The sequence below is a fragment of the Streptomyces sp. NPDC098789 genome (assembly GCF_044759975.1).
Classification (GTDB): domain Bacteria; phylum Actinomycetota; class Actinomycetes; order Streptomycetales; family Streptomycetaceae; genus Streptomyces.
Genome location: NZ_JBIWAJ010000016.1, coordinates 128,855 through 154,875 on the forward strand (window position 1 = coordinate 128,855; position 26,021 = coordinate 154,875).

Genomic DNA, 26,021 nt, shown 5'->3' on the forward strand with positions numbered 1-26,021 from the left:
CTGCCTGCCGGGAGATTCCGCCATGTCCGCTTCCCTGAACACCGCCGCTGCCGCTGCCACCGCCACCGCGACCGCCGACGCCGCCTGCGACGCCGCTTGTGTCGAGCCGCTCCAGGTGCTCGGCCGGGACGTCACCGTGCCGCTCGTCACCGGCGGCGAGGTCACCTACGCGGCCCTGGACTACGCGGCCAGCGCGCCGGCCCTGCAGCGGGTCTGGGACGACGTGGCCGCCTACGCCCCGTACTACGGCAGCGTGCACCGCGGGGCCGGATACCTCTCGCAGCTCTCCACCGACCTCTTCGAGCAGAGCCGGGCCACGGTCGCCGAGTTCCTCGACTGCCGCCCCACCGACCAGGTCGTCTTCACCCGGTCCACCACCGACTCGCTGAACCTCCTCGGCCAGGTGCTCCCGGCCGACTGCCAGGTCTTCGTCTTCGAGACCGAGCACCACGCCTCGCTGCTGCCCTGGCGCGACGCGCAGGTCACCTACCTCAACGCCCCGCGCACCCCGGGCCAGGCCGTCGCCACGCTGGAGCGCGCGCTGGCCGACCGCGAGCCCTACGGTCCGGCGCTGGTCTGCGTGACCGGGGCGTCCAACGTCACCGGTGAGCTGTGGCCCGTCAAGGAGCTGGCCGCCGCGGCGCACGCCCACGGCGCGCGGATCGTCCTGGACGCCGCCCAGCTCGCCCCGCACCACCCCGTGTCCGTCCAGGAGCTGGACGTCGACTGGGTCGCCTTCTCCGGGCACAAGCTGTACGCGCCCTTCGGCTCGGGCGTGCTCGCCGGGCGGGCCGACTGGCTCCAGGAGGCCGAGCCGTACCTCGCGGGCGGCGGTGCCTCGCGCAAGGTGGCGCGGCGCGAGGACGGCGGCGTGGACGTCGAGTGGCACACCACCGCGGCCCGCCACGAGGCCGGTTCGCCGAACGTCATCGGCGTCTACTCCATCGCCTCCGCCTGCCGTGCGCTGACCGAGGCCGGCTTCGACAGCCTGGTGGCCCGGGAGCAGCACCTGATCGCCAAGGTCCGCGAGGGCCTGGCCGAGGTCCCGGCGGTGCGGATCCTGTCGCTCTTCGGCGACGACGCCCCGCGGGTCGGCGTCATCTCCTTCGTGGTGGACGGGTGGAACAGCTCGCACTTCGCCGCCGCGCTGTCGGCCGAGTACGGCATCGGGGTCCGTGACGGGCTCTTCTGCGCCCACCCGCTGGTGCGGACGCTGCTGGGCAGTGCGCCGCAGGAGCCGGGCGAGTGCGGGGCGCCGGAGGCGGAGCCGGGCGAGCGCTCGCTGAACGCGATCCGGGTCAGCTTCGGTGCGGGTACGCCCGACGAGCACGTGGAGCGGTTCGTGGGGGCCGTGCGGGAGCTGGTGGCCCAGGGTGCGCAGTGGACGTACCGGACGGAAGAGGGCCGCTGCGTCCCGGCCGTCTGACGGTCCGCCTCAAACGCCGGCGGGGCTGGGGTGTGCACCCCTGACCGGGGGTGGGGTGGGCGGGGCGGGGGCGGGGCGGGGGGGGGGGCGGGGGGGGGGGGGGGGGGCGGGGGGGGGGGGGGGGGGGGGGCGGGGGGGGGGGTGGGGGGGGGGGGGGGGGGGGTGTGGGGGGTGGGGGGGGTGGGGGGGGGGGGGCGGCGGGGGTGGGGGGGGGGCCCCCCCCGGGGGGGGGGGGGGGGGGGGGCCCCCGGGGGGGGGGGGGGGGGGGGGGGGGCCCGCGTCCGGGCCGGTGGCACGCACGAGTGTCTCCTCGGCTCGCGGCAGCGGCCCGGTCGGACAGTGCGTCCGGCGGTGACCGCTCGTCCTTGCGGGGACACTCCTGCGTGCCCCCGTCCCGGCCGCGCCCCGCGCGGTGGCCGCGCGTCAGGGTGGTGGGGTCGTGACGGGGTGGGGTGTCCCCGCAGGACGAGCGGTCACCACCGGACGCAGACTCCGACCGGGCCGCAGCCGCGAGCCGAGGAGACACCCCACCCCGCCGCGGCACCGCCACCCTGACCCACCCCGACCCCGGTCAAGGGTGGACATCCTCAGCCCCGCCGGCGATTGAGGCGGTCCGACCGGGCCGAGCCCGCGAGCCGAGGAGACGCCCCCCCCCGGCTCACCGCTAGGTGTTACGCGTCGAGGCCGATCGCGAACGCCGCTTCCAGGTCGTGCTGGGAGTACGTGCGGAACGCCACGTGGGTGTCCGTCGCCTCCACGCCCGGGATCTTGCTGATGCGGCCCGGGATGATGTCCGCCAGGTTCTCGTGGCGCGGCACCCGGACGAGGGCGATCAGGTCGTAGGTCCCCGTGACGGAGTAGACCTCGCTGACGTTGTCCAGCGCGGCGATCGACTCGGCGATCTCGGGGATGCGGTCCACGCTGGTCTTGATGAGCACGATCGCGGTGATCACGGCTGGCTGTCTCCCTCGGTGGCCGTCGCTGGTCGCCTCACTCTAGTCGTACGCCGATATCGCACCCACGCGTAGAGGAACCCGAGCGAGAAGCCCACCACGTGGGCCAGGTAGGCCACCCCGGGCCCGCTCCCCGCGCGCTGCGCCGCCAGCCACTGGAGGCCGAACCAGAACATCAGCACGATCCAGGCGGGGAAGCGCAGCGGGACGAAGAAGAGGAACGGGAAGAGACTGGTGACCCGGGCCTTGGGGAAGAGGCACAGGAAGGCCCCCAGGACGGCCGAGATGGCCCCGGAGGCGCCGACCAGGGTCTGGTCGGAGGAGGTGTTGGCCGCCGCGTACGCGGCCAGGGCGAGGTAGCCGGTGGTCGTGTAGAAGACGAGGAAGTGCAGGCGCCCCATGCGTTCCTCGGTCATCGTGCCGAAGACGTACAGGAAGAGGCAGTTGCCCAGCAGGTGCAGCCAGCCACCGTGGACGAAGAGCGCGGTCAGCGGGGTGAGGGCCGCGCGCAGGGTGCCGGTGAAGAGTTCGTCCGGTACGACGCCCCAGCGGCGGAAGTACGCCGTCCCGGTCGCCACCAGGTCCTCGCCGGTGCCGTAGACCGGGTTCATCCCCGAGGCGGGGGACAGGATGAAGACGACCGCGCAGGCCGCGATCAGCGCGTACGTCACCACCGGGCCGCGGGTGACCTCGCGGACGGCCGGCCACCTTGCGCTCATGGGACAGAGCATGGCGTAAGAGGAGGGATCGGGACGGCTCGCCCCGCCGCGTCTCGCATGGAGGACTGCACCCCACGCGAGGGGGACGTCAGGCCGTAGGGTTACGAACCACGGTCCCGCCGAGAGGCGCGGACCGCTTTAATTGAAAGAGCGACGAAGGAGTGAGCGGCCTGATGACGGTTCCCCTGCCGACGGAGACGACCCGGTGGCGCTGCACGCTGTGCGGCAACCTCACGCGGTTCGACGTGACCCGTTCGTCGAAGGTCGTGGAGTACGTCCACCTGGACCTCGCCGGGGAGCCCAAGGTCGAGGAACGCGAGGTGGTCAATGAGACCATCGAGTCGGTCCGCTGCCGCTGGTGCAACGCGGTGGACCAGATCGAACTCGTGGACCGGCCGGGTACGGACTCCTGAGGGAGCCGGTGCCCGCGGTCGAGAAGTAACGGTAGGGGTGACGGATTGTGGAGCCAGCAAGCGGCGCTGAGCCGGCCGACGCGGCCGGCGACGCCGCGGAGGTGCTCGACCGCCCGCTGCCCGAAGGCGTGCGGCGCCGGGTGGTCGCGCTGGTCTCGGACGCCTTCGGCGGGTTGACGGTCGCCGACCTTCCGGGCCAGTTGCGCCAGTACGCCCGGTTCACCCCCACGCGGCGGGCGAAGTTCGCGGGCAACGCGATGGCGGCGGCCGTGGAGACGGACGCCGTCTTCCGCGGCCGGGTCGCCGAGAAGCTGCGCGAGGCCCAGCCGGAGCTGTCGGCCGCGCTGGAGTCCGGCGCGCCGCCGGCGGCCGCGGACCCGCTGGACGTGGCGGCCGCCGCGTACGTCCTGCGGCCCGCGGGTTGGGTCAAGCTCGTGGCCGCGGCCGGCGAGGAGGCGCAGCGCGCCGACGCCGAGCGGGTCGGCGAGGAGACCCAGCGCGAGCTGGAGCGGCTGCGTGAGGAGCTGGCGCAGCTGCGCGAGCAGCAGCGCACCGGCGGCGAGCAGGTGCGCACCGAGCTGGAGGCCTCCCGCAAGGAAGCGGAATCGCTTCAGCGCAAGCTGCGCAGCGCCCTCAACGACGTCAAGCGCGGTGAGGCGGCCCTGCGCAAGGTGATCGCCGAGATCGACGGGATCCGCAGCGAGACCGGCGCCCGGGTGGTGGCGGCCGAGAGCGAGTCCCGGCGGCTCAAGTCCCGGCTGGCGGAGGTGGAGTCGGCGCTGGAGACCTCGCGCCGGGCCACCCGCGAGGGCCGCAGCATCGAGGACATGCGGCTGCGGCTGCTGCTCGACACGGTGCTCGACGCGGCCCAGGGGCTGCGCCGGGAGCTGGCGCTGCCGCCGGTCTCGACGCGTCCGGCGGACACGGTGGAGGCGGTGGAGCCGGGCCGGATGACCCCCAAGGACATCGCGGCGCGGGCGCTGTCGGAGACGGATCCGGCGCTGCTGGACCAGCTGCTGGCGCTGCCCCAGGCCCATCTGGTGGTGGACGGCTACAACGTCACCAAGACCGGCTATCCGACGATGCCGTTGGAGAAGCAGCGGCTGCGGCTGCTGGGCGGGCTGTCGATGTTGGCCGCCCAGAGCGGCGCCGAGATGACGTGCGTCTTCGACGGGGCCGAGCTGGCCGCGCCGGTGCTGCTGGCGCCGCCGCGCGGGGTCCGGGTGCTGTTCTCCAAGGCGGGCGTCACGGCGGACGAGTTGATCCGCCAGCTGGTGCGCGCGGAGCCGCCGGGGCGGCCGGTGGTCGTGGTCTCCACCGACCGGGAGGTCGCCGACGGCGTGGCCAAGGCGGGGGCGCGGCCGGTGACGTCCGCCTTGTTGCTGAAGCGGCTTTCGCGCGTTTCGTAACTCCTGGCCGTGATTGGTTGTTTGTCGGGATTTTCGGAACGTACCGTCAAGTGACCGCTACGGGGCGTGCGATGTAGGTAAAGAAGCTGGTCGGTGACCGATTTTTTTCTCGTCAGGATTTGAACTGATCACGGGAGGGTCACTAGGGTCGGCCCAAACCTTCGTGCGATGGATCACTCATTCGGGGTGCCGGGCGGAGGGGCTGCCGAGTGTGCGTACTGCGGTGGCTCTAGGAAGAAGGAGCTCGCCCCCGTGGCGTCCCACCGTCGACCCAAGCAGCCGAGCCGCCTCCGCGTGACCGTCCTGACGGCCACCGCCGCCGCGGCCGTCGTCCTCTCCGCCAACGGCGCCTCCGCCGCCCCGCAGCCGAGCAAGGACGAAGCCAAGGCCAAGGTCGACGCGCTCTACGAGGAGGCCGAACAGGCCACCGAGAAGGCCAACGGGGCCAAGGAGCGCCAGGACAAGCTGGAGAAGGAGATCGGCCAGATCCAGGACCAGGTGGCGAAGGGGCAGGACGAGCTCAACACCCTGCGCACCGCACTCGGTTCGATGGCCAGCGCCCAGTACCGCACCGGCGGCATCGACAACTCGCTGGCGCTGTTCCTCTCCGCGAACCCGGACGACTACCTCGACAAGGCGTCCACCCTGGAGCAGTTGAGCGGCCAGCAGGTCGAAGCCGTCCAGAAGATCCAGGCCAAGCAGCGCAGCCTGGCGCAGAAGCGGCAGGAGGCCTCGGGCAAGCTCACCGACCTCGACGCCACCCGCAAGGAACTGAACGAGAAGAAGAAGGCCTCCCAGGACAAGCTCGCCGAGGCGCAGGCGGTCCTCAACTCCCTCTCCGCGGAGCAGCGCTCGCAGCTCGGCACCGACGAGAAGCGCGCCAGCGGCGGCGCCGCCGACAAGGCGAACGCCGGCGGCGGGGCGAAGGGCTCGGGCCGGGCCGGAGCCGCCCTGGAATACGCCAAGCAGCAGCTCGGCGACGCCTACCACATGGGCGACACGGGCCCCGACTCGTGGGACTGCTCGGGGCTGACCCAGTGGGCCTACGGCCAGGCCGGTGTGGACATCCCGCGCGTCACCTACGACCAGGCGAACGCGGGCCGCCGCCTGAGCCTGAGCGAACTCCAGCCGGGCGACCTGATCCTCTTCTACGACGACCTGCACCACGTCGGCCTGTACGCGGGCAACGGCATGACCCTGCACGCCTCCAACCCGCGCGGCGGCGTGAAGTACGAGGCCGTCGCCAACATGCCCTTCCAGTTCGGCGTCCGGGTCTCCGGCTAGACACCCACTGACTTCGCGGCGCGCCCCGAACACCGCCCATCCGGGCGAATTACCGGGGCGCGCGCCGCCCCCTCGCCCCGCCGGTGACCTGCGTCATAGGCGGGGCGTCACTGTGCGTGCCCACCGGCGGTCGTTGGTCGGGGCGTGGTCGCGCCGCTACTGTCTGCCAGCGCGGAACCCGGCACACGGCCGTCCACGGGGGGCGGACCCGGGCCCCGCGCTAGCGGAAGGGCGGCTCCACGTGGCATCCCATCGCCGGCCCGCGCCCACGGGCCACGACCGGAACAGCAGGGTCACGGTCCTGACCGCCGCCGCGGCCACCGCCGCGGTCGCGATGACCGGCGTACCGGCCAGCGCGGCCCCCGCCGACCCGCCCGGCGGGAGCCGGGCCCAGGTGGACCGGCTGTTCGAGGAGGCCGAGCAGGCCACCGAGCGGTTCAACGCGGCGGGCGAGCGCAGCGCGAAGCTGCGCGCCGAGGTGCTGCGCGCCCAGGACGCCGTGGCGCGCGGCCAGGACCGGATCAACACCATGCGCGGGGTGCTCGGCAGCTTCGCCGGGGCCCAGTACAAGTCCGGCGGCCTCGACCCGGCCGTCGAGCTGATGCTCTCCGAGGACCCCGACGAGTACCTCGACAAGGCCAGTGCCCTCGACCGGCTGACCGGCCGCCAGACCCGCCAGCTCGACGAACTGCGCGAGGAGCAGCGCAAGCTGGACCAGGAGCGGCACGTCGCCTCGGGCAAGCTCGCCGAACTCGACGAGCTGCGGGCCGACACGGCGCGCCAGAAGCGCTCCGTGACCGCCAAGCTCGCCGCGGCCCGGCGGCTGCTGAACGCGATGCCGACCGAGGAGCGGGCCTCCTTCGAGCGCTCTTCGCGCTCCGGCGGGCGCGCCGACGCGCTGCCCGAACTCCCCGGCTCCGGCGCCGCCTCCTCGGGACGCGCCGCGACCGCCGTGATGGCGGCCCGGGCCGCGGTCGGGCGCCCGTACGTCTGGGGGGCCACCGGGCCCTCCGGCTTCGACTGTTCCGGGCTGATGGTGTGGTCCTACCGGCAGGCGGGCGTCTCGCTGCCGCGGACCTCGCAGGAGCAGCGGCACGCGGGCCGCAGGGTCTCCCTCTCCGAGGCCCGACCGGGTGACCTGGTGACCTACCGCTCGGACGCGAGCCACGTGGGCATGTACGTCGGCAACGGCCAGGTGGTGCACGCCCCCTACCCGGGGGCCGCCGTGCGGTACGACCCCGTCGGGATGATGCCGGTGTCCTCGGTGACCCGACCCTGAGGTGACCGCGTCCCGGGGGTGAGCGGCTCCCGGGGCGCCGGTGCCTGGGGCGCCGGCGCCCGTGGTGCCCGTGGTGCTTCCCGTGCTCGGGGTGCGTGGCGCGCGCGTACGATCGCCGGATGGTCCGGGGTCCCCTACGCGCGCTGCTCCCGCTGCTGGCCGTGCTGCTGTTGGCCTGCGGGTCCGGCTGCACCCGACCCGGGGCGCCGCCCGACGGCGCCGAGCGGGCCGTCAGGGCGGCGGTGTCCGCCTGGTCGGCCCGGCCGCCCGCGGCGCTCGCCGCGGTCCCGCTGGAGGGCTGGAGCTACGAGGTCACCTCGGTGCGCCGGGACGGCGCCCGGGCCTCCGTGCGCGCGGAGCTGCGCTACCGGCTCACCGGCTACGACTCCGCCCCGGCGGGCTCGGCCCGCTCCCTGACGCTGGGGGAGGACTCCGGCGGCTGGCACGTCACCGGTGACCGGCCCGCTCCCGGGGCCCTGCCGCAGCTGTGGGACCAGGGGCCGGTGTCCGTGGTGCGCGGGGAGCGGGCGCTGGTGCTGGGCGGTCGGGGGCGCTCCCGGGAGAGCCTGGAGGAGATCGCGGTGGTCGCGGGGCGGGCCGTGCCCGCGGTCGGCGCGGCCTGGCCGCGGCCGTGGGCGGGCCGGCTGGTGGTCGTGGTCCCCGCGGACGTGGACGCGATGGCCGCCCTGTTGGGGCGGCCCGCCGACGCCTACCGGGGACTGGCGGCGGTGACCAACGGGCTGGTGGGCGTGGACCCGGCCCCGGCGGACCGGGTGGTGGTCAACCCGCAGGCGTACGAGGGCCTCAGCGAGCTGGGTCGCCAGGTGGTCATCACCCACGAGAGCACGCACGTCGCCACCCGCTCCGCGACCACCGCCTCGACCCCGCTGTGGCTCTCCGAGGGCTTCGCGGACTGGGCGGCGTACCGCTCGACCGGGCGCACCCCGGCGGAGGCCGCACCGACCCTGCGCCGGTCCGTGGGCCGGGGTGAACTTCCGTCCGCGCTCCCCCCGAACGAGGCGTTCACCTTCGGGGGTGACGCGCAGGCGATGGCCCGCGCCTACGAAGGGGCCTGGTTGGCCTGCCGCTTGATCGCGGACCGCTGGGGCGAGGCGGCCCTGGTCAGGCTCTATGTCGAAGCCGGCCGGAATCCGCTGTCGACGGCCCTGCGGAGCAGCCTGGACACCGACCTCCCAAACCTCACCCAAACGTGGCAATCGACCCTGCGGGAGGAGCTGCGGTGAGCGGTAGCCTCGCCGCACGATGCACAAGACGCTGATCGTGACCAACGATTTCCCGCCACGCCCGGGTGGCATCCAGGCCTTCCTCCACAACATGGCGCTGCGCCTGGACCCGGACCGGGTCGTCGTCTACGCCTCCACCTGGAAGCGGGGCGCGGAGGGCGCCGCGGCCACCGCCGCCTTCGACGCGGCGCAGCCCTTCCCCGTCGTGCGGGACGGCGCGACGATGCTGCTGCCCACCCCCCGGGTCACCCGCCGGGCCACCGTCCTGCTGCGCGAACACGGTTGCGAGTCGGTCTGGTTCGGGGCCGCCGCCCCCCTCGGGCTGATGGGTCCGGCGCTGCGCCGGGCGGGCGCCCGCCGGGTGGTGGCGACCACGCACGGGCACGAGGCGGGCTGGGCCCAGCTGCCCGGCGCCCGCGGCCTGCTGCACCGGATCGGCGAGGGCACGGACACGGTCACCTACCTCGGCGAGTACACCCGGTCGCGGATCGCGGGCGCGCTGAGCGCGGCGGCGGCGGCGCGGATGGTGCGGCTGCCGCCCGGGGTCGACGAGAAGACCTTCCACCCCGGGTCGGGCGGCGACCTGATCCGGGCCCGGCTGGGGCTGACGGACCGCCCGGTGGTGGTGTGCGTGTCCCGGTTGGTGCCGCGCAAGGGCCAGGACACCCTGATCCGGGCGCTGCCGCTGATCCTGGCCGAGGTGCCGGGCACGGTGCTGCTGATCGTGGGCGGCGGCCCGTACGAGGGCGCGCTGCGGGCGCTGGCCGCGTCGAGCGGGGTCACGGACTCGGTGCGGTTCACCGGGGCCCTGCCGTGGGGGGAGCTGCCCGCGCACTTCGGGGCGGGGGACGTCTTCGCGATGCCGTGCCGGACCCGGCGGGGCGGGCTGGACGTGGAGGGCCTCGGGATCGTCTACCTGGAGGCCTCGGCGACGGGCCTGCCGGTGGTCGCGGGGGACTCCGGGGGCGCGCCGGACGCGGTGCTGGACGGGGAGACGGGCTGGGTGGTCCGGGGCGGCTCCGCGACCGACGCGGCGGAGCGGATCGTCACGCTGCTGCGCGATCCGGCGCTGGCCCGGGCGATGGGGGAGCGGGGCCGGGCCTGGGTGGAGGAGCGGTGGCGCTGGGACCTGCTGGCGGACCGGCTGCGCGGGCTGCTGTGACACCGAAGTGATCGAGGCGATCGAGGCGATCGCGATGATCGCGTACAGGCCGTAACAAGGCCGGTCCCGGCCATATCTGACTGTCACTCAGAAATCTGTCAATACGACGTCTGGGTGGACGATAGCATTCCGCCCATGATGCGACCATGACATCACAGCTGACGCGCCGTCACCTCCTGGGGATCGGCGCCCTCCAGACCGCCGCGGCACTCGGGTTCACCAGGATCGGACTGTCCTCCGCGGCCGCCGCCGAACCCGCCGCCGCGCAGTACGCCCCCGCCATCGTCGTCGGCTCCGGCTACGGCTCCGCCGTGGCCGCCCTGCGGCTCGGACAGGCGGGCGTGCGCACCGTCGTCCTCGAAATGGGCCGGCTCTGGGACACCCCGGGCCCCGACGGCAAGGTCTTCCCCTCCACCTCCGCGCCCGACCAGCGCTCCATGTGGTACCGCACGCGCACCGAGGCCCCGCTCGCCCAGTTCCTCTGGCTCGACGTGGTCAACCGCGACATCAGCCCCTACCCGGGCGTCCTGGACCGGGTGAACTACGGCGACATGTCCGTCTACGTCGGCCGCGGCGTCGGCGGCGGCTCCCTCGTCAACGGCGGCATGGCGCCGACCCCCAAGCGCTCGTACTTCACCGAGGTGCTGCCCCGGGTCGACGCCGACGAGATGTACGGCACCTACTACCCGCGGGCCCGCCAGATGCTCGGCGTCAACGACATCGACCCGTCCTGGTTCGAGTCCACCGAGTGGTACCGCTTCGCCCGGATCTCCCGCAAGCACGCCCAGAACACCGGCCTGAAGACCACCTTCGTGCCCAACGTCTACGACTTCGAGTACATGAAGCGCGAGGCGGCGGGCACCGCCACCAGGTCCGCGCTCGCGGGCGAGGTGATCTACGGCAACAACCACGGCAAGAAGAGCGTCGACAAGACCTACCTCGCCGCCGCCCTGGGCACCGGCAACGTCACCATCGAGACCATGCAGCGCGTGGTCGCCGTACGCCCGGACCCGGCCGGGGGCTACGTCCTGACCGTCCAGAGCAGCGACCTGACCGGGCGGGTCACCCGGACCCGCGAACTGGGGTGCAGGCAGCTCTTCCTGGGCGCGGGCAGCCTCGGCACCACCGAGATCCTGCTGCGCGCCCGCGAGACCGGCGCGCTGCCCGCGCTCAGCGGGGAGGTCGGCCGCGGCTGGGGCCACAACGGCAACGTGATGACCGCCCGGGCCAACCACCTCTGGGACACCGTCGGCGCCAACCAGGCCACCATGCCCGCGCTGGGCATCGACGACTGGGACAACGCCTCGAACCCGGTCTTCGCCGAGATCGCCCCGCTGCCGATGGGGTTCGAGCACTGGATATCGATGTACCTGGCGATCACCAAGAACCCCGAGCGCGGCCACTTCACCTACGACGCGGCCAGCGACTCGGCGAAGCTCCAGTGGACCCGGGACCAGAACACCCCGTCCGTGAACGCCGCCAAGCGGCTCTTCGACCGGATCAACCGGGCCAACTTCACGATCTACCGCTACGACCTGTTCGGCGACAACAAGAACTTCGCCGACAACTTCACCTACCACCCGCTCGGCGGCTGCGTGTTGGGCGCCGCCACCGACGACTACGGCCGGGCCAAGGGCTACCAGGGGCTGTACGTCGTCGACGGCTCGCTGGTGCCCGGCTCGCTCGGGGTGAACCCCTTCGTCACCATCACCGCGCTCGCCGAGCGGAACATGGCGCGGATCCTCGCCGAGGACCCGCGCTAGCACCGCCACCGCCACCGCCATCGCGGCCAAGGGCCGGCCCGGCCGGGGGATCAGCCCCGGTAGAGGGCCTCGACCTCGTCCGCGAAGTCCTTCGCCACCACGTTGCGCTTCAGCTTCAGCGAGGGCGTCAGGTGGCCCGACTCCTCCGTGAACTGGGAGGGCAGAATGCGGAATTTCCGCACCGATTCCGCCTTGGAAACCGCCGCGTTGCCGTCGTCCACGGCCTGCTGGACGGCGGCGTTGAGGTCCGCGTCCTCACGCAGCGAAGCCGCCGTCGAACCCGCGGGCTTGCCGTGCTCCGCGGCCCAGCGGCCGAGGAACTCCTCGTCGATGGTCACCAGCGCGGCCACGAACGGCCTCGCGTCGCCGACCACCATGCACTCGGCGACCAGCGCGTGGGCACGGATCCGGTCCTCGATCACCGCGGGAGCGACGTTCTTGCCGCCCGCGGTGACGATGAGTTCCTTCTTGCGCCCGGTGATCGTGAGGTAGCCGTCCTCGTCGAGGGTGCCGACGTCGCCCGTGCGGAACCAGCCGTCGGCCAGCGCCTCGGCGGTCGCCGTCTCGTTCTTCCAGTACTCCTGGAAGACGTGCTCGCCGTGCAGCAGCACCTCGCCGTCGTCCGCGATGCGCACGACCGATCCCGGCAGCGGCTGGCCGACCGTACCGATCTTCGTCCGGTCCCACGGGTTGAAGGCGGTCGCGGCGCACGACTCGGTCAGGCCGTAGCCCTCCAGCACCGTGAAGCCGATCCCGCGGAAGAAGTGGCCGAGCCGCTCGCCCAGCGGGGCGCCGCCGGAGATCGCGTACTCGCCGCGCCCGCCCAGCACCGTGTGCAGCTTGCTGTAGACGAGCTTGGCGAAGACCTTGTGCTTGAGCTTGAGCCCGAAGGACGGGCCGCCCGGGGTGTCCAGCGCGCGGCTGTAGGCGATGGCGGTCTCGGCCGCCGCGTCGAAGATCTTGCCCTTGCCGTCGGCCTGCGCCTTGGCGCGCGCCGAGTTGTAGACCTTCTCGAAGACCCGCGGCACACCCAGGATGAGGGTCGGCCGGAAGGACTGGAGCTCGTCGGTCAGGTTCTTGATGTCCGGTACGCAGCCCAGCCGGATGGGGGCCAGTACGGCGGCCACCTCGACCAGGCGGCCGAACACGTGGGCCGCCGGGAGGAAGAGCAGGACCGAGCACTCGCCGGTGCGGAAGAGCGGGCTGAGCCGCTCCACCACGTTGCCGCACTCGGCGAAGAAGTTGCGGTGGCTCAGCACGCAGCCCTTGGGGCGGCCGGTGGTGCCCGAGGTGTAGACGATCGTGGCCGGGTCGTCGGCGTTCGCGAGGCCGCTGCGCTCGTCGACCTCGGCGTCGGTGACCCCGGCGCCCGCGGCGCGCAGGGTCTCCAGGGCGCCCGCCTCGATCTCCCAGACGTCGCGCAGCTCGGGGAGCCGGTCGCGCAGGGCGTCGACGGACGCGCTGTGGCCCGGGCTCTCGACGATCACGGCGCTCGCGCCGGAGTCGCCGAGGATCCACTGGATCTGCTCGGGCGAGCTGGTCTCGTACACGGGGACCGTGACGGCGCCCGCGCTCCAGATCGCGAAGTCGATCAGCACCCACTCGTAGCGGGTGCGCGAGATGAGCGCGACCCGGTCGCCGGGCCGCACGCCGGCCGCGATCAGGCCCTTGGCCGTGGCCCGGACCTCGGCCAGGAACTCGGTGGCGGTCACGTCCTGCCAGCCGCTGCCGACCTTGCGCGCCATGACGGCGGTCTGCGGATGCTGAGCGGCGTTGCGGCGGATGAGATCCGTCAGGTTCCCGTCCGACGGGACCTCGTACAGGGCCGGAAGGCTGAACTCGCGCAAGACTGCTGCTCCTCTGGGCGCCATCGCCACCATGTGGACCGACCGGACGTTACCCACGAGTAGTGGGTTCCCGATAGGGGGAACCGGCCAGATGTTCCGTGCGTCACATGACACGGCCATACCGGGCCGACATTAGTCGACGCCTTCCACGACTCGGAAGTAACCGCAGGTCCGGGCAGCTGTACGAGATCCTCCCCACCCCGTCTATGCCCCGTTCCCGCACGCCCCTAGGGTGACGTCATGGGTGGTACGAAAAGCGGCAACGAGCGCACGGAGCGCAAAGGGATCAAGAGCGGCACACGGGTCAGCCGGGTGCACGTCGTCAGTGACGTGCACGGCAACGCGGAGGCGCTCGCCCGGGCCGGCGAGGGCGCGGACGCCCTGATCTGCCTGGGCGACCTGGTCCTCTTCCTGGACTACGCCGACCATTCGCGCGGCATCTTCCCGGACCTCTTCGGCGTGGAGAACGCCGACCGGATCGTGGCCCTGCGCACCGAGCGCCGCTTCGACGAGGCCCGCGCGCTGGGCCGCGAGCTGTGGGCCGGCCTGGACCGCGAGCAGGTCATCGAGGGCGCGGTGCGCCGGCAGTACGAGGAGATGTTCGCCGCCTTCCCCACCCCCACCTACGCCACCTACGGCAACGTCGACATCCCCGCGCTCTGGCCGCAGTACGCCCGCCCCGGCACCACCGTCCTGGACGGCGAGCGCGTGGAGATCGGCGGCCGGGTCTTCGGCTTCGTCGGCGGCGGCCTGCCCACCCCGATGCGCACCCCGTACGAGGTGGACCTGGAGGAGTACGCGGCCAAGGTCGAGGCGATCGGCGAGGTCGACGTGCTCTGCTCGCACATCCCGCCCGAGGTCCCCGAGCTCTGCTACGACACCGTCGCCCGCCGCTTCGAGCGCGGCAGCGCGGCCCTCCTCGACGCCATCCGCCGGACCCGCCCCCGCTACGCCCTGTTCGGGCACGTGCACCAGCCGCTGGCCCGCCGGATGCGGATCGGCGCCACCGAGTGCGTGAACGTCGGGCACTTCGCGGCCACGGGGAGGCCATGGGTCCTGGAGTGGTGAGGTCCACCCGCGCGGTAGCCTTCACGCGGCGGCCGTAGGCCGCCACACTTCTGAACTTCCCCAGCTGCCGCTGGGAGGTGAGACCAGCCCGGAGGAGCGCCCGCGATGGCGGAACACACCAGCTCGAGCATCACGATCGAAGCGGCGCCGGCTGACGTCATGGCCGTGATCGCGGACTTCGCGCGCTATCCCGAGTGGACCGGCGAGGTGAAGGAGGCCGAGGTGCTGGCCGCCGACGCCGCGGGCCGTGCCGAGAAGGTGCGCCTGCTGCTCGACGCCGGGGCGATCAAGGACGACCACACCCTCAACTACACCTGGAAGGGTGCGGACGAGGTCAGCTGGACCCTCGACAAGTCGCAGATGCTGCGCCAGCTCGACGGCTCCTACCGACTGGCCCCGCTGGACGGGGGCAAGCGGACCGAGGTCACCTACCAGCTGACCGTGGACGTCAAGATCCCGATGCTCGGCATGATCAAGCGCAAGGCCGAGAAGGTCATCATCGACCGCGCGCTGGCGGGCCTGAAGAAGCGCGTCGAAGCCGTCTGAGCCCGCCGGCCCCTCCGCGGCCCCGCCGTACCTGACGTAGTCGCCGTACCGAACCGGAGCCGTCGCTCGTGCACACCTTGCTGATCACCGGCCCCGGCGGGGCGGGACGCACCACCGTCGCCGCCGCCACCGCCCTCGCGGCGGCCCGGCGCGGCCGGCGGACGCTGGTCCTCTCCGGGGACCCCGGCGACCCGCTGGGCGCCCTCCTGGGCCCGGCCCTCGGGGCACCGGTCGAGGCGGCCCCCGGACTCACCGCGGTCCCCGTCGCCGAGGACGGCCTGTGGGCCGCCCGGATCGACTCCGCGGACGAGTTCCGCGCCGAGCTGGTCAGCCTCCAGGAGCGCGGCTCCACCGTTCTCGGGATGCTCGGGGCACGGCCGCTGGGCGGCGAGGAGCTCACCGAACTCCCCGGCGCCGAACAGTTCGCCCTGCTGCGCGCCCTGCGGCGGGCGGCCGGGGCCGCCGCGGCGGGCGCCTTCGACCTGGTCGTGGTCGACATGCCGCCCGTCCACCAGGCCATCGCCACCCTCGCGCTCCCGGCCCAGCTGCGCCGCTACCTGGCCCGGCTGCTGCCCGCCCAGCGGCAGGCGGCCCGGGCGCTGCGGCCCGTACTGGCCCAGCTGGCGGGCGTACCGATGCCCGCGCAGTGGCTGTACGAGGCGGCCGCGCGCTGGGACGAGGAGCTGGCCGGCGTCCAGGCCGTGGTGGAGGCGGACACCACCTCCGTACGGATGGTCGCCGAGCCGGGACCGGGCGCCGACGGCGCGCTGCGGCTCGGGCTGCTCGGCCTGGCCCTGCACGAGCTGCCCGTCGGGGCGGTCGTGGCCAACCGGCTGGTCCCCCGTGACAGCGCGGACCCCTGGCTGGCCGGACTGGCCGCGCAGCAGGACAAGTACGTCACCACCTGGGCCGGGGACCTCCCCGACGCGGCCCGGCCCGCCCTGGAGCACCTGGGCGCGGACCCGCGGGGGCCGCGGGACCTGGCCGCGCTGGACGCGCGCGGCGAGCTGGCGGACGTACCCGCGGGGCCGCGCGTGCCGTGGGCGGTCGAGGACCGGCTGACCGAGGACGGGGTGCTCGTCTGGGTGGTGCCGCTGCCGGGGGCGACCAAGCGGGACCTGGACCTGGTGCGGCGCGGGGACGAGCTGCTGCTGACGGCGGGCCCGTTCCGCAGGATCGTTTCGCTGCCGTCGGCGCTGCGCCGGTGCACCGTCACGGGCGCGGGCCTGCACGAGGGGACCCTGCGCATCCGCTTCACCCCGGACCCGGGTCAGTGGCCGCTTACGCCCTGAACGCGGTGCCGCCGTTCGGGTACCGTCGAGAGTGTTCCCACCGCCCCGCAGCCTGCCCAGGAGAGTCCGCCATGAGCGAGGCCACCGACCGTCCCGCAGACGACGACGCCTGGGCCAGGGCGTGCGCCGAGGACCTGGCCGCCGAGCGCGAACGCCGCCGCTCGCAGGGCGGGGGAGGTTCCGGGACCGGGAGCCCCGCCGAGGAACTCTTCAAGCTCTTCGAGGCCGTCGCCGACAAGGTCGCCGGGCTGGGCAACCCGCTGATCGGCACGGCCGCGCAGGGCGCCGCCCGCCAGTTCGTCAGCCAGGCCAAGAGCGCCGTCAAGCCCGTGATCGAGCGCAACCCCGAGGTCTTCGACCACCTGGCCGCCGCGGGCTCCGAGCTGCTGGCCGCCTACCGCACGGCCGTCGAGGGCCACGAGCGCCGCTGGACGCGGGACGAGCCCTCGCCGCGCACGGACCCCGGGGCCGGATCCGGCCCCAAGGGCGAGGACGGCGGGGCCGGATCCGGTCCCGGCGAGCGCATCGATCTCGACTGACTCTCGTCCAGCGCTCGGGTACCGTGGGCCCCGGCGGGGTTTGACCGGAAACCGAGGGACTAATGGGACTCACCATCGGCGTCGACATCGGCGGCACGAAGATCGCGGCCGGCGTGGTCGACGAAGAGGGCACCATCCTTGAGACGTACAAGGTGCCCACCCCGCCGACCGCGGACGGCGTGACCGACGCGATCTGCGCCGCAGTGTCCGAAGTCGGCAGCAGCCACACCATCGACGCCGTCGGCATCGGCGCCGCCGGATACGTCGACGACAAGCGCGCGACCGTGCTCTTCGCACCCAACATCGACTGGCGCCACGAGCCGCTCAAGGACAAGGTCGAGCAGCGCATCGGCCTGCCGGTCGTCGTCGAGAACGACGCCAACTGCGCCGCCTGGGGCGAGTACCGCTTCGGCGCGGGCCAGGGCCACGACGACGTCATCTGCATCACCCTGGGCACGGGCCTGGGCGGCGGCATCATCATCGGCAACAAGCTGCGCCGCGGACGCTTCGGTGTCGCCGCCGAATTCGGCCACATCCGGGTCGTCCCCGACGGCCTGCTGTGCGGCTGCGGCAGCCAGGGCTGCTGGGAGCAGTACGCCTCCGGGCGCGCGCTCGTCCGGTACGCCCGGCAGCGGGCCAACGCCACCCCCGAGAACGCGGCGATCCTGCTCGCGCTCGGCGACGGCACCCCCGAGGGCATCGAGGGCAAGCACATCAGCGAGGCCGCGCGTGCGGGCGACCTGGTGGCTATCGACTCCTTCCGCGAGCTGGCCCGCTGGGCCGGAGCCGGTCTGGCCGACCTGGCCTCCCTCTTCGACCCGTCCGCCTTCATCGTGGGCGGCGGCGTCTCGGACGAGGGCGACCTCGTCCTCGACCCGATCCGCAAGTCCTTCAAGCGCTGGCTGATCGGCGGCGCCTGGCGTCCGCACGCGCAGGTCCTTGCCGCCCAGCTCGGCGGCAAGGCCGGACTCGTCGGCGCGGCCGACCTGGCCCGCCAGGGCTGAGCCCGCACCGCACGTACGTCTGCCCGTCGCGCCCCCTGGGGGAGCGGCGGGCAGCTGCGTAGGTTGGCCCGCATGGACCTGCCTGTGGACCTGCCCGCGGCCGTGGCGCCGTTGCCGTGCTCGCGCACCGAACCGGACGGCTCCGCCGTGGTCCGGGTGCTCGGGTACAACGTGCGCTCCTTGCGCGACGACGAGGAAGCGCTGGTCCGGGTCATCCGGGCGTGCGCCCCCGACCTGGTCTTCATCCAGGAGGCCCCGCGGTTCTTCCGCTGGCGCAAACACGCGGCGCGCCTCGCCTCGAAGACGGACCTGGTGGTCCTGAGCGGGGGCGCGACGGCGGCCGGGCCGCTGCTGCTGTGCTCGCTGCGGGCCTTCGTCGAACGCACGCAGGACGTGCTGCTGCCGCTGCGCCCCGGGGAGCACCGGCGGGGCTTCGCGACGGCCGTGGTACGGATCGGGGGCGTGCGGGTGGGGGTGCTCAGTGCGCACCTGTCCCTGCGGGCGGAGGAGCGGTACGCGCAGGCGGGGATGCTGCTGGAGCGGCTGGCCGGGATGGACGTCCCCTACGTGGTGGCCGCCGGTGACATCAACGAGGGGCCCGAGGGGTCCGCCTTCCGGCGGCTGGCGGGGGAGCTGCAGGACTGCTGGGCGGTGGCGCCGTGGGGCGGGGAGCACACGTGGGTGCGGGCGGGGGGTCCCGGGCGGCGCATCGACGCGGTGTTCGCTTCGCGGGGGGTGGAGGTCCTGGGGGGCGGGGTCCCGGTGGGGCTGCCCGGGGTCAGCGTCGCGGACCTCCGCGCGGCGACGGACCACTACCCGGTCCTGGCCGCCCTTCGCCTGCCGGCGGGGTAGCCGCCCCCGTCCGGTGCCCCGACGACCTCCCTCGGGCCCCGGCCCCGCGCCGCCCCTGCCCTCAATCGCCGGGCGGGCTGGATCGGGCCCGGGCTCTCGTGCATGCCCCCGGCCGGTGGTGCCCTCAATCGCCGGGCGGGCTGATACGTGCCCGGGCTCTCGTGCATGCCTGCGGCCGCGGGGGCGCCTCCGGCGGGTGCCCTCAATCGCCGGGCGGGCTGGATTGGGCTCGGGTTTTCGTCCCTGCCTGCGGCCCGGTGGCGCCCTCAAACGCCGGGCGGGCTGATCGTGGCGGGGGTCTGCGGTGCCCTCAGACGCCGGGCGGGCTGGGATCGGTCGGGGTTTGTCGTTGCCCGCGCGGCGCTCCGGGCTGATTCAGCCTGCCCGGCGTTTGAGGGCGCCACCGGGCCGCGGGCTTCGGGGCAGCCGGAGCGAATTCAGCCCGCCCGGCGATTGAGGGCGGTCGGGCAAGGGGTGCCGGGCCAGGGGTGAGCCCGCCCGGCGGTTGAGGGCGACCGGGTGGGGTCAGACGACCGCGCCGCGACCCGGGTGGTCGTCCTCGTCGTCGTCACCGCGAGTCATCCGCGCCACCAGCGTCGCGAACCCGCCCAGGAAGCCGCCGATGCCCAGGGCCGTCAGCCACCACGTCATCTCCCACTGCAGCAGCACCGCCACCAACAGCAGCAGCGGCCCGCCCACCACCGCCAGCCACGCGAAGCGGGACGTGACGTCGCCCGACGGGAGCGGCGGCGGCTCCGGCGGCACGAAGTGCCCCTCGTCCGCCGCGTCCCCGGTCCCGTCCGCCGCCGTCGGCTCCGGCTCCGCCAGCGAGTGGTCGCGCGGGCCGACCCCCACGCCCGGGGCGAAGACCACCGAACTGCCCAGGACCGGCGGCCCGGCCGGCCCCGCGTCCTTCTCCGGCGGCTTCGGCGCCACGGCCGGTTCCGGCTGGACGTCCTCCTCCGGCAGCATCAGGTTCTCGATGGGTCTGAAGGGCCGCGCCCCCGGCGGGTCCGGCGGCTCCTGCCCGTACCCGGCGACGATGGCCGCCCACGCCGCCTCTTCGTCCAGCGGCGGTACGCCTCCTGACGACTCCTCGTGCTCAGCCACCGCTGGCCGCCCCCTCCCTGCCGATGCTCTCCGCGAGCCGCCCGATGAACGCATAGCTGTCCGCGAAGATCTGCTCCGCGTCATGGTCCAACGTCGCGACGTGGTAGCTCTGTTCCAGCAGGGTTTCGGTGACGTCGGTGGACGACACCCGGGCGAGGATCCGGGCCGAGTCGACCGGCGGGACGACGTGGTCCTGGGGGCTGTGCAGGAGCAGCACCGGCTGGGTCACCTGCGGCAGCTCGGTGTCCACGATCCGCAGGAACTGGCGCAGCGAGTGCGCGGCGCGGGTCGGCACCCGGTCGTACCCGACCTCCTCCGAGCCGCCCTTGGCGATGTCGCTGGCGATGCCCGGCGTGGAGCGCAGGAAGTGCTGCGCGACGGGGAGCGCGAAGGCCAACGGGTCGTGCACCTTGTTGGCCGGGTTGACGAGGACGACACCGCTGATCGCGTCCCCGTGCTTGGCGGCCAGCCGCAGCGTGAGCGCCCCACCCATCGACAGGCCGAAGACGAAGACCTGCTCGCACCGCTCCAGCAGCTCCCGCAGCGCGCGGTCGACCTCCGCGTACCAGTCCTGCCAGCCGGTGAGCTGCATGTCCTGCCACCGCGTTCCGTGCCCGGGGAGCAACGGAAGCGACACCGTCAGCCCGCGCTCGGCCAGATACTCGGCCCAGGGGCGCAGGGACTGCGGGGAACCGGTGAAGCCGTGGCAGAGCAGGACGCCGACCTCTCCGCCCTCGTGGCGGAACGGCTCGGCTCCAGGGAGGACGGGCACCTGAATCTCCTTGATCATCACGTTCTGGGGGTGGGTGCGGTGTGCTACTTCACCGTACGCGACCGCGCTGACACCGACCAGGGTCGTCGGGCCGCCACAGGGGCGGTCACGGGTTAAGGTCTGTTCGACGGACAAAGGAAGGCTTTCGAGTTGATCTACGGCGCAATGAAGTTCTCCATCGGCGGTTCCCTGAAGCTCGCCTTCAGGCCGTGGGTGGAGGGCCTCGAGAACATTCCCGCCGAGGGGCCGGCGATCCTCGCGAGCAACCATCTGTCCTTCTCCGACTCCTTCTTCCTGCCTGCGGTGCTGGACCGGAAGGTCACCTTCATCGCCAAGGCGGAGTACTTCACTTCGCCCGGCGTCAAGGGCAAGCTCACGGCCGCCTTCTTCAAGGGCGTCGGCCAGCTCCCGGTGGACCGCTCCGGCGCGCGCGGTGCGGGCGAGGCCGCCATCAAGAGCGGCATCGAGGTCATCGAACGCGGGGAGCTGTTCGGTATCTACCCCGAGGGGACCCGTTCACCCGACGGGCGCCTGTACCGGGGCAAGCCCGGTGGGCTGGCCCGGGTGGCGCTGGCCACCGGCGCCCCCGTGATCCCCGTGGCGATGATCGACACCGAGAAGATCCAGCCGCCCGGCAAGGTCGTCCCGAAGCTGATGCGCCCGGGCATCCGGATCGGCAAGCCGCTCGACTTCAGCCGCTACCACGGCATGGACGGCGACCGCTTCATCCTGCGTTCGGTGACCGACGAGGTCATGTACGAGATCATGAAGCTCTCCGGCCAGGAGTACGTCGACATCTACGCGACCGCCGCCAAGCGGCAGATCGCCGACGCGGAGAAGGCCGCCAAGGCCGACCACGCGGCCCTTGCCAAGGACGCCAAGGAAGCCAAGGACGCTCAGGACGCCAAGGAAACGGGCGCCGAGCAGAGCTAGCGCGCGGCCCGGGCGAGGGGCCGGGGGCCGGGGCGAGGGGTGCGGGGCGGAGCGGGCGGTGCCCGCCGCCCGTGAGGGGTGGGGGAGATGGCGAAGCGCGAACGCGTCGTACGCATGTCGGTCGAGCTGCCGCTGTGGCGGGCGCTGACCGCCTACCGGCTGCTCACCGCGGTCTACGCGGTGCTGCTCTTCGGCTTCGCCCACCGGGAGTTCGAACACCCCTGGGTCGCGGCCTGCTATCTCGGCTTCCTCGTGCTGTGGACCCTGGTCACCTTCTCCAGGGTCTCCAGCGCGGCGAGCTGTACGAAGCCCTTCCTGGCCGCGGACCTCACGGTCGCGGTCGTCGGGATCCTGCTGACCCCGCTCGCCGACGCCCAGGCGCGGATCGCCGACGGCGGCCCGACCCTCCCGTCGATCTGGAGCGCGGGCGCGGTCCTCGCCTTCGCCATCAAGGGCGGTTGGCGCTGGGCGGGATTCGCCTCCTCCTTCGTCGCCGTCGCCAACATCGTGATCCACGGCGGCGAACCGACCCGGGACACCTTCCACAACGTGCTGCTGGTGTGGGTCGCCTCGATCGCCATCGGGTACGTCGTCGAGGTCGCCCGGGCCAGTGAGGCGACCCTCGCGCGCGCCCTGGAGATCGAGGCCGCCACCCGCGAACGCGAGCGCCTGGCCCGGGACATCCACGACGGGGTCCTCCAGGTCCTCGCCATGGTCCAGCGGCGCGGCGCGGAGGTCGGCGGCGAGGCCGCCGAACTGGGCCGGATGGCCGGGGAGCAGGAGGTGGCGCTGCGCACCCTGGTCTCCAGCGGCCTGGTGCCGCCCTCCCGGATCTCCCGCGACGAGTCGCGGGGCGCGTTCGTCGACAGCGTGGACGTGGCGGAACCCGGCGCGGACGAGGGGGAGCTGGACCTGCGTTCCCTACTCGCCCCGCACGCCGGGTCGCTCGTGAGCTTCGCGGAACCGGGCGCCCCGGTCCCGCTCCCGGCGCCGGCGGCCCGGGAACTGGCCGCCGCCACGGCCGCCGCCCTCGACAACGTCCGCAAGCACGCGGGAGCCGGGGCCCGGGCCTGGATCCTGGTCGAGGACTGGGGCGACGAGGTGATCGTCACCGTCCGGGACGACGGTCCGGGCATCGCGGCGGGCCGGCTCGACCAGGCCGCGGGCGAGGGCCGCCTCGGAGTGGCCCAGTCGATCCGGGGACGGTTGCGGGACCTCGGCGGCACGGCCGAGCTGGTGTCCGTACCGGGCCAGGGCACCGAAGTGGAACTGAAAGTACCGAGGGGGAGGACGGGTTCGTGATGAACACCGAACACAGCGCGGGGGACCGGTCGGCGGCCGACATCAAGGTGATGGTCGTCGACGACCACCCCATGTGGCGGGACGCGGTCGCCCGCGACCTCGCCGCCGCGGGCTTCGACGTGGTCGCCACGGCGGGCGACGGACCCGAGGCGGTCCGCCGGGCCCGCGCCGCCGCGCCGCAGGTCCTGGTCCTCGACCTCAACCTGCCGGGCATGCCCGGGGTGCAGGTCTGCAAGGAACTGGTCGGCGCCGATCCCGCCCTGCGCGTGCTGGTGCTGTCCGCCAGCGGCGAGCACGCCGACGTGCTGGAGGCGGTCAAGTCCGGTGCCACCGGCTACCTGCTGAAGTCCGCGGGCGCCGGTGAACTCATCGACGCCGTGCACCGCACCGCGGTCGGCGACCCGGTCTTCACCCCGGGCCTCGCCGGGCTGGTCCTCGGCGAGTACCGCCGGCTGGCCACGGACCCGGCCCCGGCCGCCGCCGATCTGCCGAAGGCCCCGCAGCTGACCGACCGGGAGACCGAGGTGCTGCGCCTGGTGGCCAAGGGTCTGTCGTACAAGCAGATCGCGGAGCGGCTCGTCATCTCGCACCGCACGGTGCAGAACCACGTCCAGAACACCCTGGGCAAGCTCCAGTTGCACAACCGGGTGGAGCTCGTCCGCTACGCCATCGAGCGCGGCCTCGACGACGCGTAGGGCGCGGGTGGGGCGCGGGCGGGGCGTGGACGGGCCGCGGGTGGGTCGCGCGTAGATCGTACGAATTCCCGTACGAGTGAACGAGAGCGCGCAACCACCCTTCAATTCACCGGAATTGACTCTTTCGACGTGGGTCGGGTGACCTGCGTCACCACTAGCGTGGCCGCCGTGCGGGCTCAGCGGGCCCCTTGGCGAAGGGAAGATTCCATGAAGGTCGGAGTGCTGACCGGCGGCGGCGACTGCCCCGGACTCAACGCGGTCATCCGCGCGGCGGTGCGCAAGGGCGTCCAGGAGTACGCGTACGACTTCATCGGCTTCAAGGACGGCTGGCGCGGGGCGGTCGAGGGCGACACCGTCCCGCTCGGCATCCCCGAGGTCCGCGGCATCCTGCCCCGCGGCGGAACGGTCCTCGGCTCCTCGCGCACCAACCCCTTCAAGGTGGAGCAGGGGGTCCGCCGGATCAAGGAGAACCTCACCAAGTACGAGGTCGACGCCCTGATCGCGATCGGTGGCGAGGACACACTCGGGGTCGCGGCCCGACTGTTCGACGAGTACGGCATCCCCTGCGTCGGCGTGCCGAAGACCATCGACAACGACCTGTCGGCGACGGACTACACCTTCGGCTTCGACACCGCCGTCGGGATCGCCACCGAGGCCATCGACCGGCTGCACACCACCGCCGAATCGCACATGCGGGTCCTGGTCGTCGAGGTCATGGGCCGGCACGCGGGCTGGATCGCCCTGCACTCGGGACTGGCCGGCGGCGCCAACGTCATCCTCATCCCGGAGCAGCGCTTCGACGTGGACCAGGTGTGCGCGTGGGTGACCTCCCGGTTCAAGGCGAGCTACGCGCCGATCGTGGTCATCGCCGAGGGCGCCATGCCCAAGGACGGCGAGATGGTGCTCAAGGACGCCACGAAGGACTCCTTCGGGCACGTCCGGCTGTCCGGCGTCGGCGAGTGGCTGGCCCTGGAGATCGAGAAGCGGACCGGCAAGGAGGCCCGTACGACGGTGCTCGGCCACGTCCAGCGCGGCGGCACCCCGAGCGCCTTCGACCGCTGGCTCGCCACCCGCTTCGGCCTGCACGCGATCGACGCGGTGCGGGAGCGGGACTTCGGCAAGATGGTCGCGCTCCAGGGGACGGACATCGTCCGGGTGCCGATCGCCGAGGCCACGGCGAAGCTGAAGACCGTGGATCCGGCGCTGTACGCCGAGGCCGGGGTCTTCTTCGGCTGACCGGCCACCGCCGGCCACCGCTCGCGCCCGGCGGCCACCGGTCGGCGGACGGCGGGCGGGCGGGCCCGGAGCATGGGTCGTATCGTGACGAAAGGTGTGCGGGGCACCCGGCGCCCGGTACACGGCACGGGTGCGACCCATGGTCCGGCGGACGGAGCGAGCGTGGAGATCCTGGCATTCGGTGTGACGGCCGACGAGAAGCCGCTGATGGAGCGTGCCTTCGCGGGGGACCACGAGGTCCGCTGTCTGGACGTCTTCCTGAGCGAGGACACCGCGCCGATCGCGGCGGGCTACGAGGTGGTCTCCACCAGCGTGAACGCCGACCTGAACGGGCGGGTGCTGCGCACCCTCGCCGCGGGCGGCACGCGGATGATCGCCCAGCGCTCCACCGGCTTCAACAACATCGACCTGGAGGTCGCGGGCCAGCTGGGCCTGACCGTCGGCCGCGTCTCCTACTACTCGCCCTATTCGGTCGCCGAATTCGCCTGGGCCCTGGCGATGGCGGTCAATCGGCGGATCGTGCGCGCCTCCAACCGCACCCGCGACTTCGACTTCCGGCTGAACGGTCTGATGGGCCGGGACCTGCGGGGCCGTACGGCGGGCGTGCTGGGCACCGGGAAGATCGGCGAGGCGTTCACCCGGATCGCCCACGGGTTCGGGATGAACCTGCTGGGCTGGGACGTCGCGCAGAACCCGGCGTGCGTGGAGCTGGGGATGAAGTACGTCGAGAAGGACGAGCTGTTCGCGGCGGCGGACCTGATCAGCCTGCACGTGCCGCTGCTGGACTCGACGCACCACATCATCGACTCGGCGGCGCTGCGGACGATGAAGGACGACGCGATCCTCGTGAACACCAGCCGGGGCGGGCTGGTGGACACCGACGCGCTCGTCAGCGAGCTGCGGGCCGGGCGGTTCTCGGGGGTGGGGCTCGACGTGTACGAGGCGGAGGCCGGGGTGTTCTTCCTGGACAAGTCCCTGGACGCGGTGGAGGACGACACGCTGGCGCGGCTGGTGACCTTCCCGCACGTGGTGGTCACCTCGCACCAGGCGTACTACACGCGGGACGCGGTGGAGCAGATCATCACCACGACCGTCGCCAACGTGCGCGACTACCTGGCGGGCCGCCGCTCGGAGAACACCCTGGTCCCCCGGGCCTGAGCGGCCCCGGGGCCG

At 73.2% G+C, this 26,021-nt stretch carries 24 protein-coding genes; 19 read left to right on the forward strand and 5 right to left on the reverse strand.

Annotation, left to right across the window (positions count from 1 at the left end):
* Positions 1-22 precede the first annotated feature (22 nt).
* Positions 23-1,426, forward strand: coding sequence for an aminotransferase class V-fold PLP-dependent enzyme (locus ACIQWR_RS28865; protein WP_404015340.1), 1,404 nt, complete (start codon positions 23-25; stop codon positions 1,424-1,426).
* A gap of 671 nt (positions 1,427-2,097) precedes the next feature.
* Here ACIQWR_RS28865 and ACIQWR_RS28870 read toward each other — a convergent pair.
* The gene (locus ACIQWR_RS28870) at positions 2,098-2,379 is read right to left on the reverse strand and encodes an Lrp/AsnC ligand binding domain-containing protein (protein WP_352215145.1); all 282 of its coding nucleotides are present in this window, start codon (positions 2,377-2,379) and stop codon (positions 2,098-2,100) included.
* Positions 2,376-3,098, reverse strand: coding sequence for a rhomboid family intramembrane serine protease (locus ACIQWR_RS28875; protein ID WP_404015343.1), 723 nt, complete (start codon positions 3,096-3,098; stop codon positions 2,376-2,378). Before ACIQWR_RS28875 ends, ACIQWR_RS28870 begins: the two co-directional genes overlap by 4 nt.
* Before the next feature lie 173 nt (positions 3,099-3,271).
* On the opposite strand from ACIQWR_RS28875, the gene ACIQWR_RS28880 reads away from it, so the two are divergent.
* The 7 genes from ACIQWR_RS28880 to ACIQWR_RS28910 all read left to right on the forward strand — a co-directional run bounded on the left by ACIQWR_RS28880 (position 3,272) and on the right by ACIQWR_RS28910 (position 11,652).
* Entirely contained in the window at positions 3,272-3,511 is a 240-nt protein-coding gene (locus tag ACIQWR_RS28880) for a hypothetical protein (RefSeq protein ID WP_351040472.1), read from the forward strand.
* A 44-nt stretch (positions 3,512-3,555) separates the two neighbouring features.
* On the forward strand, positions 3,556-4,920 hold the full coding sequence (locus tag ACIQWR_RS28885; RefSeq protein ID WP_404015616.1) for an NYN domain-containing protein: 1,365 nt from the start codon (positions 3,556-3,558) through the stop codon (positions 4,918-4,920).
* Between the two features lie 252 nt (positions 4,921-5,172).
* On the forward strand, positions 5,173-6,204 hold the full coding sequence (locus ACIQWR_RS28890; RefSeq protein ID WP_399266877.1) for an NlpC/P60 family protein: 1,032 nt from the start codon (positions 5,173-5,175) through the stop codon (positions 6,202-6,204).
* 241 nt (positions 6,205-6,445) lie between these two features.
* The gene (locus ACIQWR_RS28895) at positions 6,446-7,483 is read left to right on the forward strand and encodes an NlpC/P60 family protein (RefSeq protein WP_404015346.1); all 1,038 of its coding nucleotides are present in this window, start codon (positions 6,446-6,448) and stop codon (positions 7,481-7,483) included.
* 119 nt (positions 7,484-7,602) lie between these two features.
* Entirely contained in the window at positions 7,603-8,727 is a 1,125-nt protein-coding gene (locus tag ACIQWR_RS28900; protein ID WP_404015348.1) for a hypothetical protein, read from the forward strand.
* Between the two features lie 19 nt (positions 8,728-8,746).
* The gene (locus tag ACIQWR_RS28905) at positions 8,747-9,889 is read left to right on the forward strand and encodes a glycosyltransferase family 4 protein (protein WP_404015351.1); all 1,143 of its coding nucleotides are present in this window, start codon (positions 8,747-8,749) and stop codon (positions 9,887-9,889) included.
* 146 nt (positions 9,890-10,035) lie between these two features.
* Positions 10,036-11,652 (forward strand): GMC oxidoreductase, encoded by a 1,617-nt coding sequence (locus ACIQWR_RS28910; RefSeq protein ID WP_404015354.1) that lies wholly within the window; start codon positions 10,036-10,038, stop codon positions 11,650-11,652.
* Positions 11,653-11,702: 50 nt separating this feature from the next.
* Here ACIQWR_RS28910 and ACIQWR_RS28915 read toward each other — a convergent pair whose 3' ends face one another.
* Positions 11,703-13,499: an AMP-dependent synthetase/ligase gene (locus tag ACIQWR_RS28915; protein WP_404015356.1), complete on the reverse strand. Its 1,797-nt coding sequence runs from the start codon at positions 13,497-13,499 to the stop codon at positions 11,703-11,705.
* Positions 13,500-13,739: 240 nt separating this feature from the next.
* Here ACIQWR_RS28915 and ACIQWR_RS28920 point away from each other — a divergent pair, with 240 nt between their 5' ends.
* From ACIQWR_RS28920 to ACIQWR_RS28945, 6 genes are all read left to right on the forward strand, one after another.
* Positions 13,740-14,567 carry a metallophosphoesterase gene (locus tag ACIQWR_RS28920; RefSeq protein WP_404015359.1) on the forward strand — a complete coding sequence of 276 codons (828 nt, stop codon included), beginning with the start codon at positions 13,740-13,742 and terminating at the stop codon, positions 14,565-14,567.
* 105 nt (positions 14,568-14,672) lie between these two features.
* Positions 14,673-15,113 (forward strand): SRPBCC family protein, encoded by a 441-nt coding sequence (locus ACIQWR_RS28925; protein WP_385780933.1) that lies wholly within the window; start codon positions 14,673-14,675, stop codon positions 15,111-15,113.
* Positions 15,114-15,181: 68 nt separating this feature from the next.
* Positions 15,182-16,405: an ArsA-related P-loop ATPase gene (locus tag ACIQWR_RS28930; protein WP_404015361.1), complete on the forward strand. Its 1,224-nt coding sequence runs from the start codon at positions 15,182-15,184 to the stop codon at positions 16,403-16,405.
* Between the two features lie 71 nt (positions 16,406-16,476).
* Entirely contained in the window at positions 16,477-16,944 is a 468-nt protein-coding gene (locus ACIQWR_RS28935; protein WP_404015364.1) for a DUF5304 domain-containing protein, read from the forward strand.
* A 62-nt stretch (positions 16,945-17,006) separates the two neighbouring features.
* The gene (locus ACIQWR_RS28940; RefSeq protein WP_404015368.1) at positions 17,007-17,948 is read left to right on the forward strand and encodes an ROK family glucokinase; all 942 of its coding nucleotides are present in this window, start codon (positions 17,007-17,009) and stop codon (positions 17,946-17,948) included.
* Between the two features lie 72 nt (positions 17,949-18,020).
* On the forward strand, positions 18,021-18,800 hold the full coding sequence (locus tag ACIQWR_RS28945; RefSeq protein WP_404015371.1) for an endonuclease/exonuclease/phosphatase family protein: 780 nt from the start codon (positions 18,021-18,023) through the stop codon (positions 18,798-18,800).
* A 525-nt stretch (positions 18,801-19,325) separates the two neighbouring features.
* On the opposite strand, the gene ACIQWR_RS28950 is transcribed toward ACIQWR_RS28945, so the two are convergent.
* Together ACIQWR_RS28950 and ACIQWR_RS28955 are read right to left on the reverse strand one after the other, a co-directional pair.
* Positions 19,326-19,910 (reverse strand): hypothetical protein, encoded by a 585-nt coding sequence (locus tag ACIQWR_RS28950; protein ID WP_404015374.1) that lies wholly within the window; start codon positions 19,908-19,910, stop codon positions 19,326-19,328.
* A complete protein-coding gene (locus ACIQWR_RS28955; RefSeq protein WP_404015377.1) occupies positions 19,903-20,682 on the reverse strand; it encodes an alpha/beta hydrolase in 780 nt (259 codons plus the stop codon). Before ACIQWR_RS28955 ends, ACIQWR_RS28950 begins: the two co-directional genes overlap by 8 nt.
* Positions 20,683-20,832: 150 nt before the next feature.
* On the opposite strand from ACIQWR_RS28955, the gene ACIQWR_RS28960 reads away from it, so the two are divergent.
* The 5 genes from ACIQWR_RS28960 (at position 20,833) to ACIQWR_RS28980 (ending at position 26,006) form a co-directional block, all read left to right on the forward strand.
* Positions 20,833-21,615 (forward strand): lysophospholipid acyltransferase family protein, encoded by a 783-nt coding sequence (locus tag ACIQWR_RS28960; RefSeq protein ID WP_404015380.1) that lies wholly within the window; start codon positions 20,833-20,835, stop codon positions 21,613-21,615.
* Positions 21,616-21,702: 87 nt separating this feature from the next.
* Positions 21,703-22,917, forward strand: coding sequence for a MacS family sensor histidine kinase (gene macS, locus ACIQWR_RS28965; RefSeq protein WP_404015383.1), 1,215 nt, complete (start codon positions 21,703-21,705; stop codon positions 22,915-22,917).
* A complete protein-coding gene (locus tag ACIQWR_RS28970) occupies positions 22,917-23,612 on the forward strand; it encodes a response regulator (RefSeq protein ID WP_404015386.1) in 696 nt (231 codons plus the stop codon). Before macS ends, ACIQWR_RS28970 begins: the two co-directional genes overlap by 1 nt.
* Positions 23,613-23,819: 207 nt before the next feature.
* On the forward strand, positions 23,820-24,848 hold the full coding sequence (locus tag ACIQWR_RS28975) for a 6-phosphofructokinase (protein ID WP_404015389.1): 1,029 nt from the start codon (positions 23,820-23,822) through the stop codon (positions 24,846-24,848).
* A gap of 162 nt (positions 24,849-25,010) precedes the next feature.
* Positions 25,011-26,006 carry a 2-hydroxyacid dehydrogenase gene (locus tag ACIQWR_RS28980; protein WP_404015391.1) on the forward strand — a complete coding sequence of 332 codons (996 nt, stop codon included), beginning with the start codon at positions 25,011-25,013 and terminating at the stop codon, positions 26,004-26,006.
* Positions 26,007-26,021 lie beyond the last annotated feature (15 nt).

What these genes read in the sequence shown, in the direction of transcription:
- ACIQWR_RS28910 (WP_404015354.1), top strand. Translation starts at nt 10,036, where the DNA reads ATGACATCACAGCTGACGCGCCGTCACCTCCTGGGGATCGGCGCCCTC.
- ACIQWR_RS28925 (WP_385780933.1), top strand. Translation starts at nt 14,673, where the DNA reads ATGGCGGAACACACCAGCTCGAGCATCACGATCGAAGCGGCGCCGGCT.
- ACIQWR_RS28905 (WP_404015351.1), top strand. Translation starts at nt 8,747, where the DNA reads ATGCACAAGACGCTGATCGTGACCAACGATTTCCCGCCACGCCCGGGT.
- ACIQWR_RS28875 (WP_404015343.1), bottom strand. Translation starts at nt 3,098, where the DNA reads ATGAGCGCAAGGTGGCCGGCCGTCCGCGAGGTCACCCGCGGCCCGGTG.
- ACIQWR_RS28935 (WP_404015364.1), top strand. Translation starts at nt 16,477, where the DNA reads ATGAGCGAGGCCACCGACCGTCCCGCAGACGACGACGCCTGGGCCAGG.
- ACIQWR_RS28865 (WP_404015340.1), top strand. Translation starts at nt 23, where the DNA reads ATGTCCGCTTCCCTGAACACCGCCGCTGCCGCTGCCACCGCCACCGCG.
- ACIQWR_RS28900 (WP_404015348.1), top strand. Translation starts at nt 7,603, where the DNA reads ATGGTCCGGGGTCCCCTACGCGCGCTGCTCCCGCTGCTGGCCGTGCTG.
- macS (WP_404015383.1), top strand. Translation starts at nt 21,703, where the DNA reads ATGGCGAAGCGCGAACGCGTCGTACGCATGTCGGTCGAGCTGCCGCTG.
- ACIQWR_RS28975 (WP_404015389.1), top strand. Translation starts at nt 23,820, where the DNA reads ATGAAGGTCGGAGTGCTGACCGGCGGCGGCGACTGCCCCGGACTCAAC.
- ACIQWR_RS28880 (WP_351040472.1), top strand. Translation starts at nt 3,272, where the DNA reads ATGACGGTTCCCCTGCCGACGGAGACGACCCGGTGGCGCTGCACGCTG.
- ACIQWR_RS28920 (WP_404015359.1), top strand. Translation starts at nt 13,740, where the DNA reads ATGGGTGGTACGAAAAGCGGCAACGAGCGCACGGAGCGCAAAGGGATC.
- ACIQWR_RS28945 (WP_404015371.1), top strand. Translation starts at nt 18,021, where the DNA reads ATGGACCTGCCTGTGGACCTGCCCGCGGCCGTGGCGCCGTTGCCGTGC.
- ACIQWR_RS28970 (WP_404015386.1), top strand. Translation starts at nt 22,917, where the DNA reads ATGAACACCGAACACAGCGCGGGGGACCGGTCGGCGGCCGACATCAAG.
- ACIQWR_RS28940 (WP_404015368.1), top strand. Translation starts at nt 17,007, where the DNA reads ATGGGACTCACCATCGGCGTCGACATCGGCGGCACGAAGATCGCGGCC.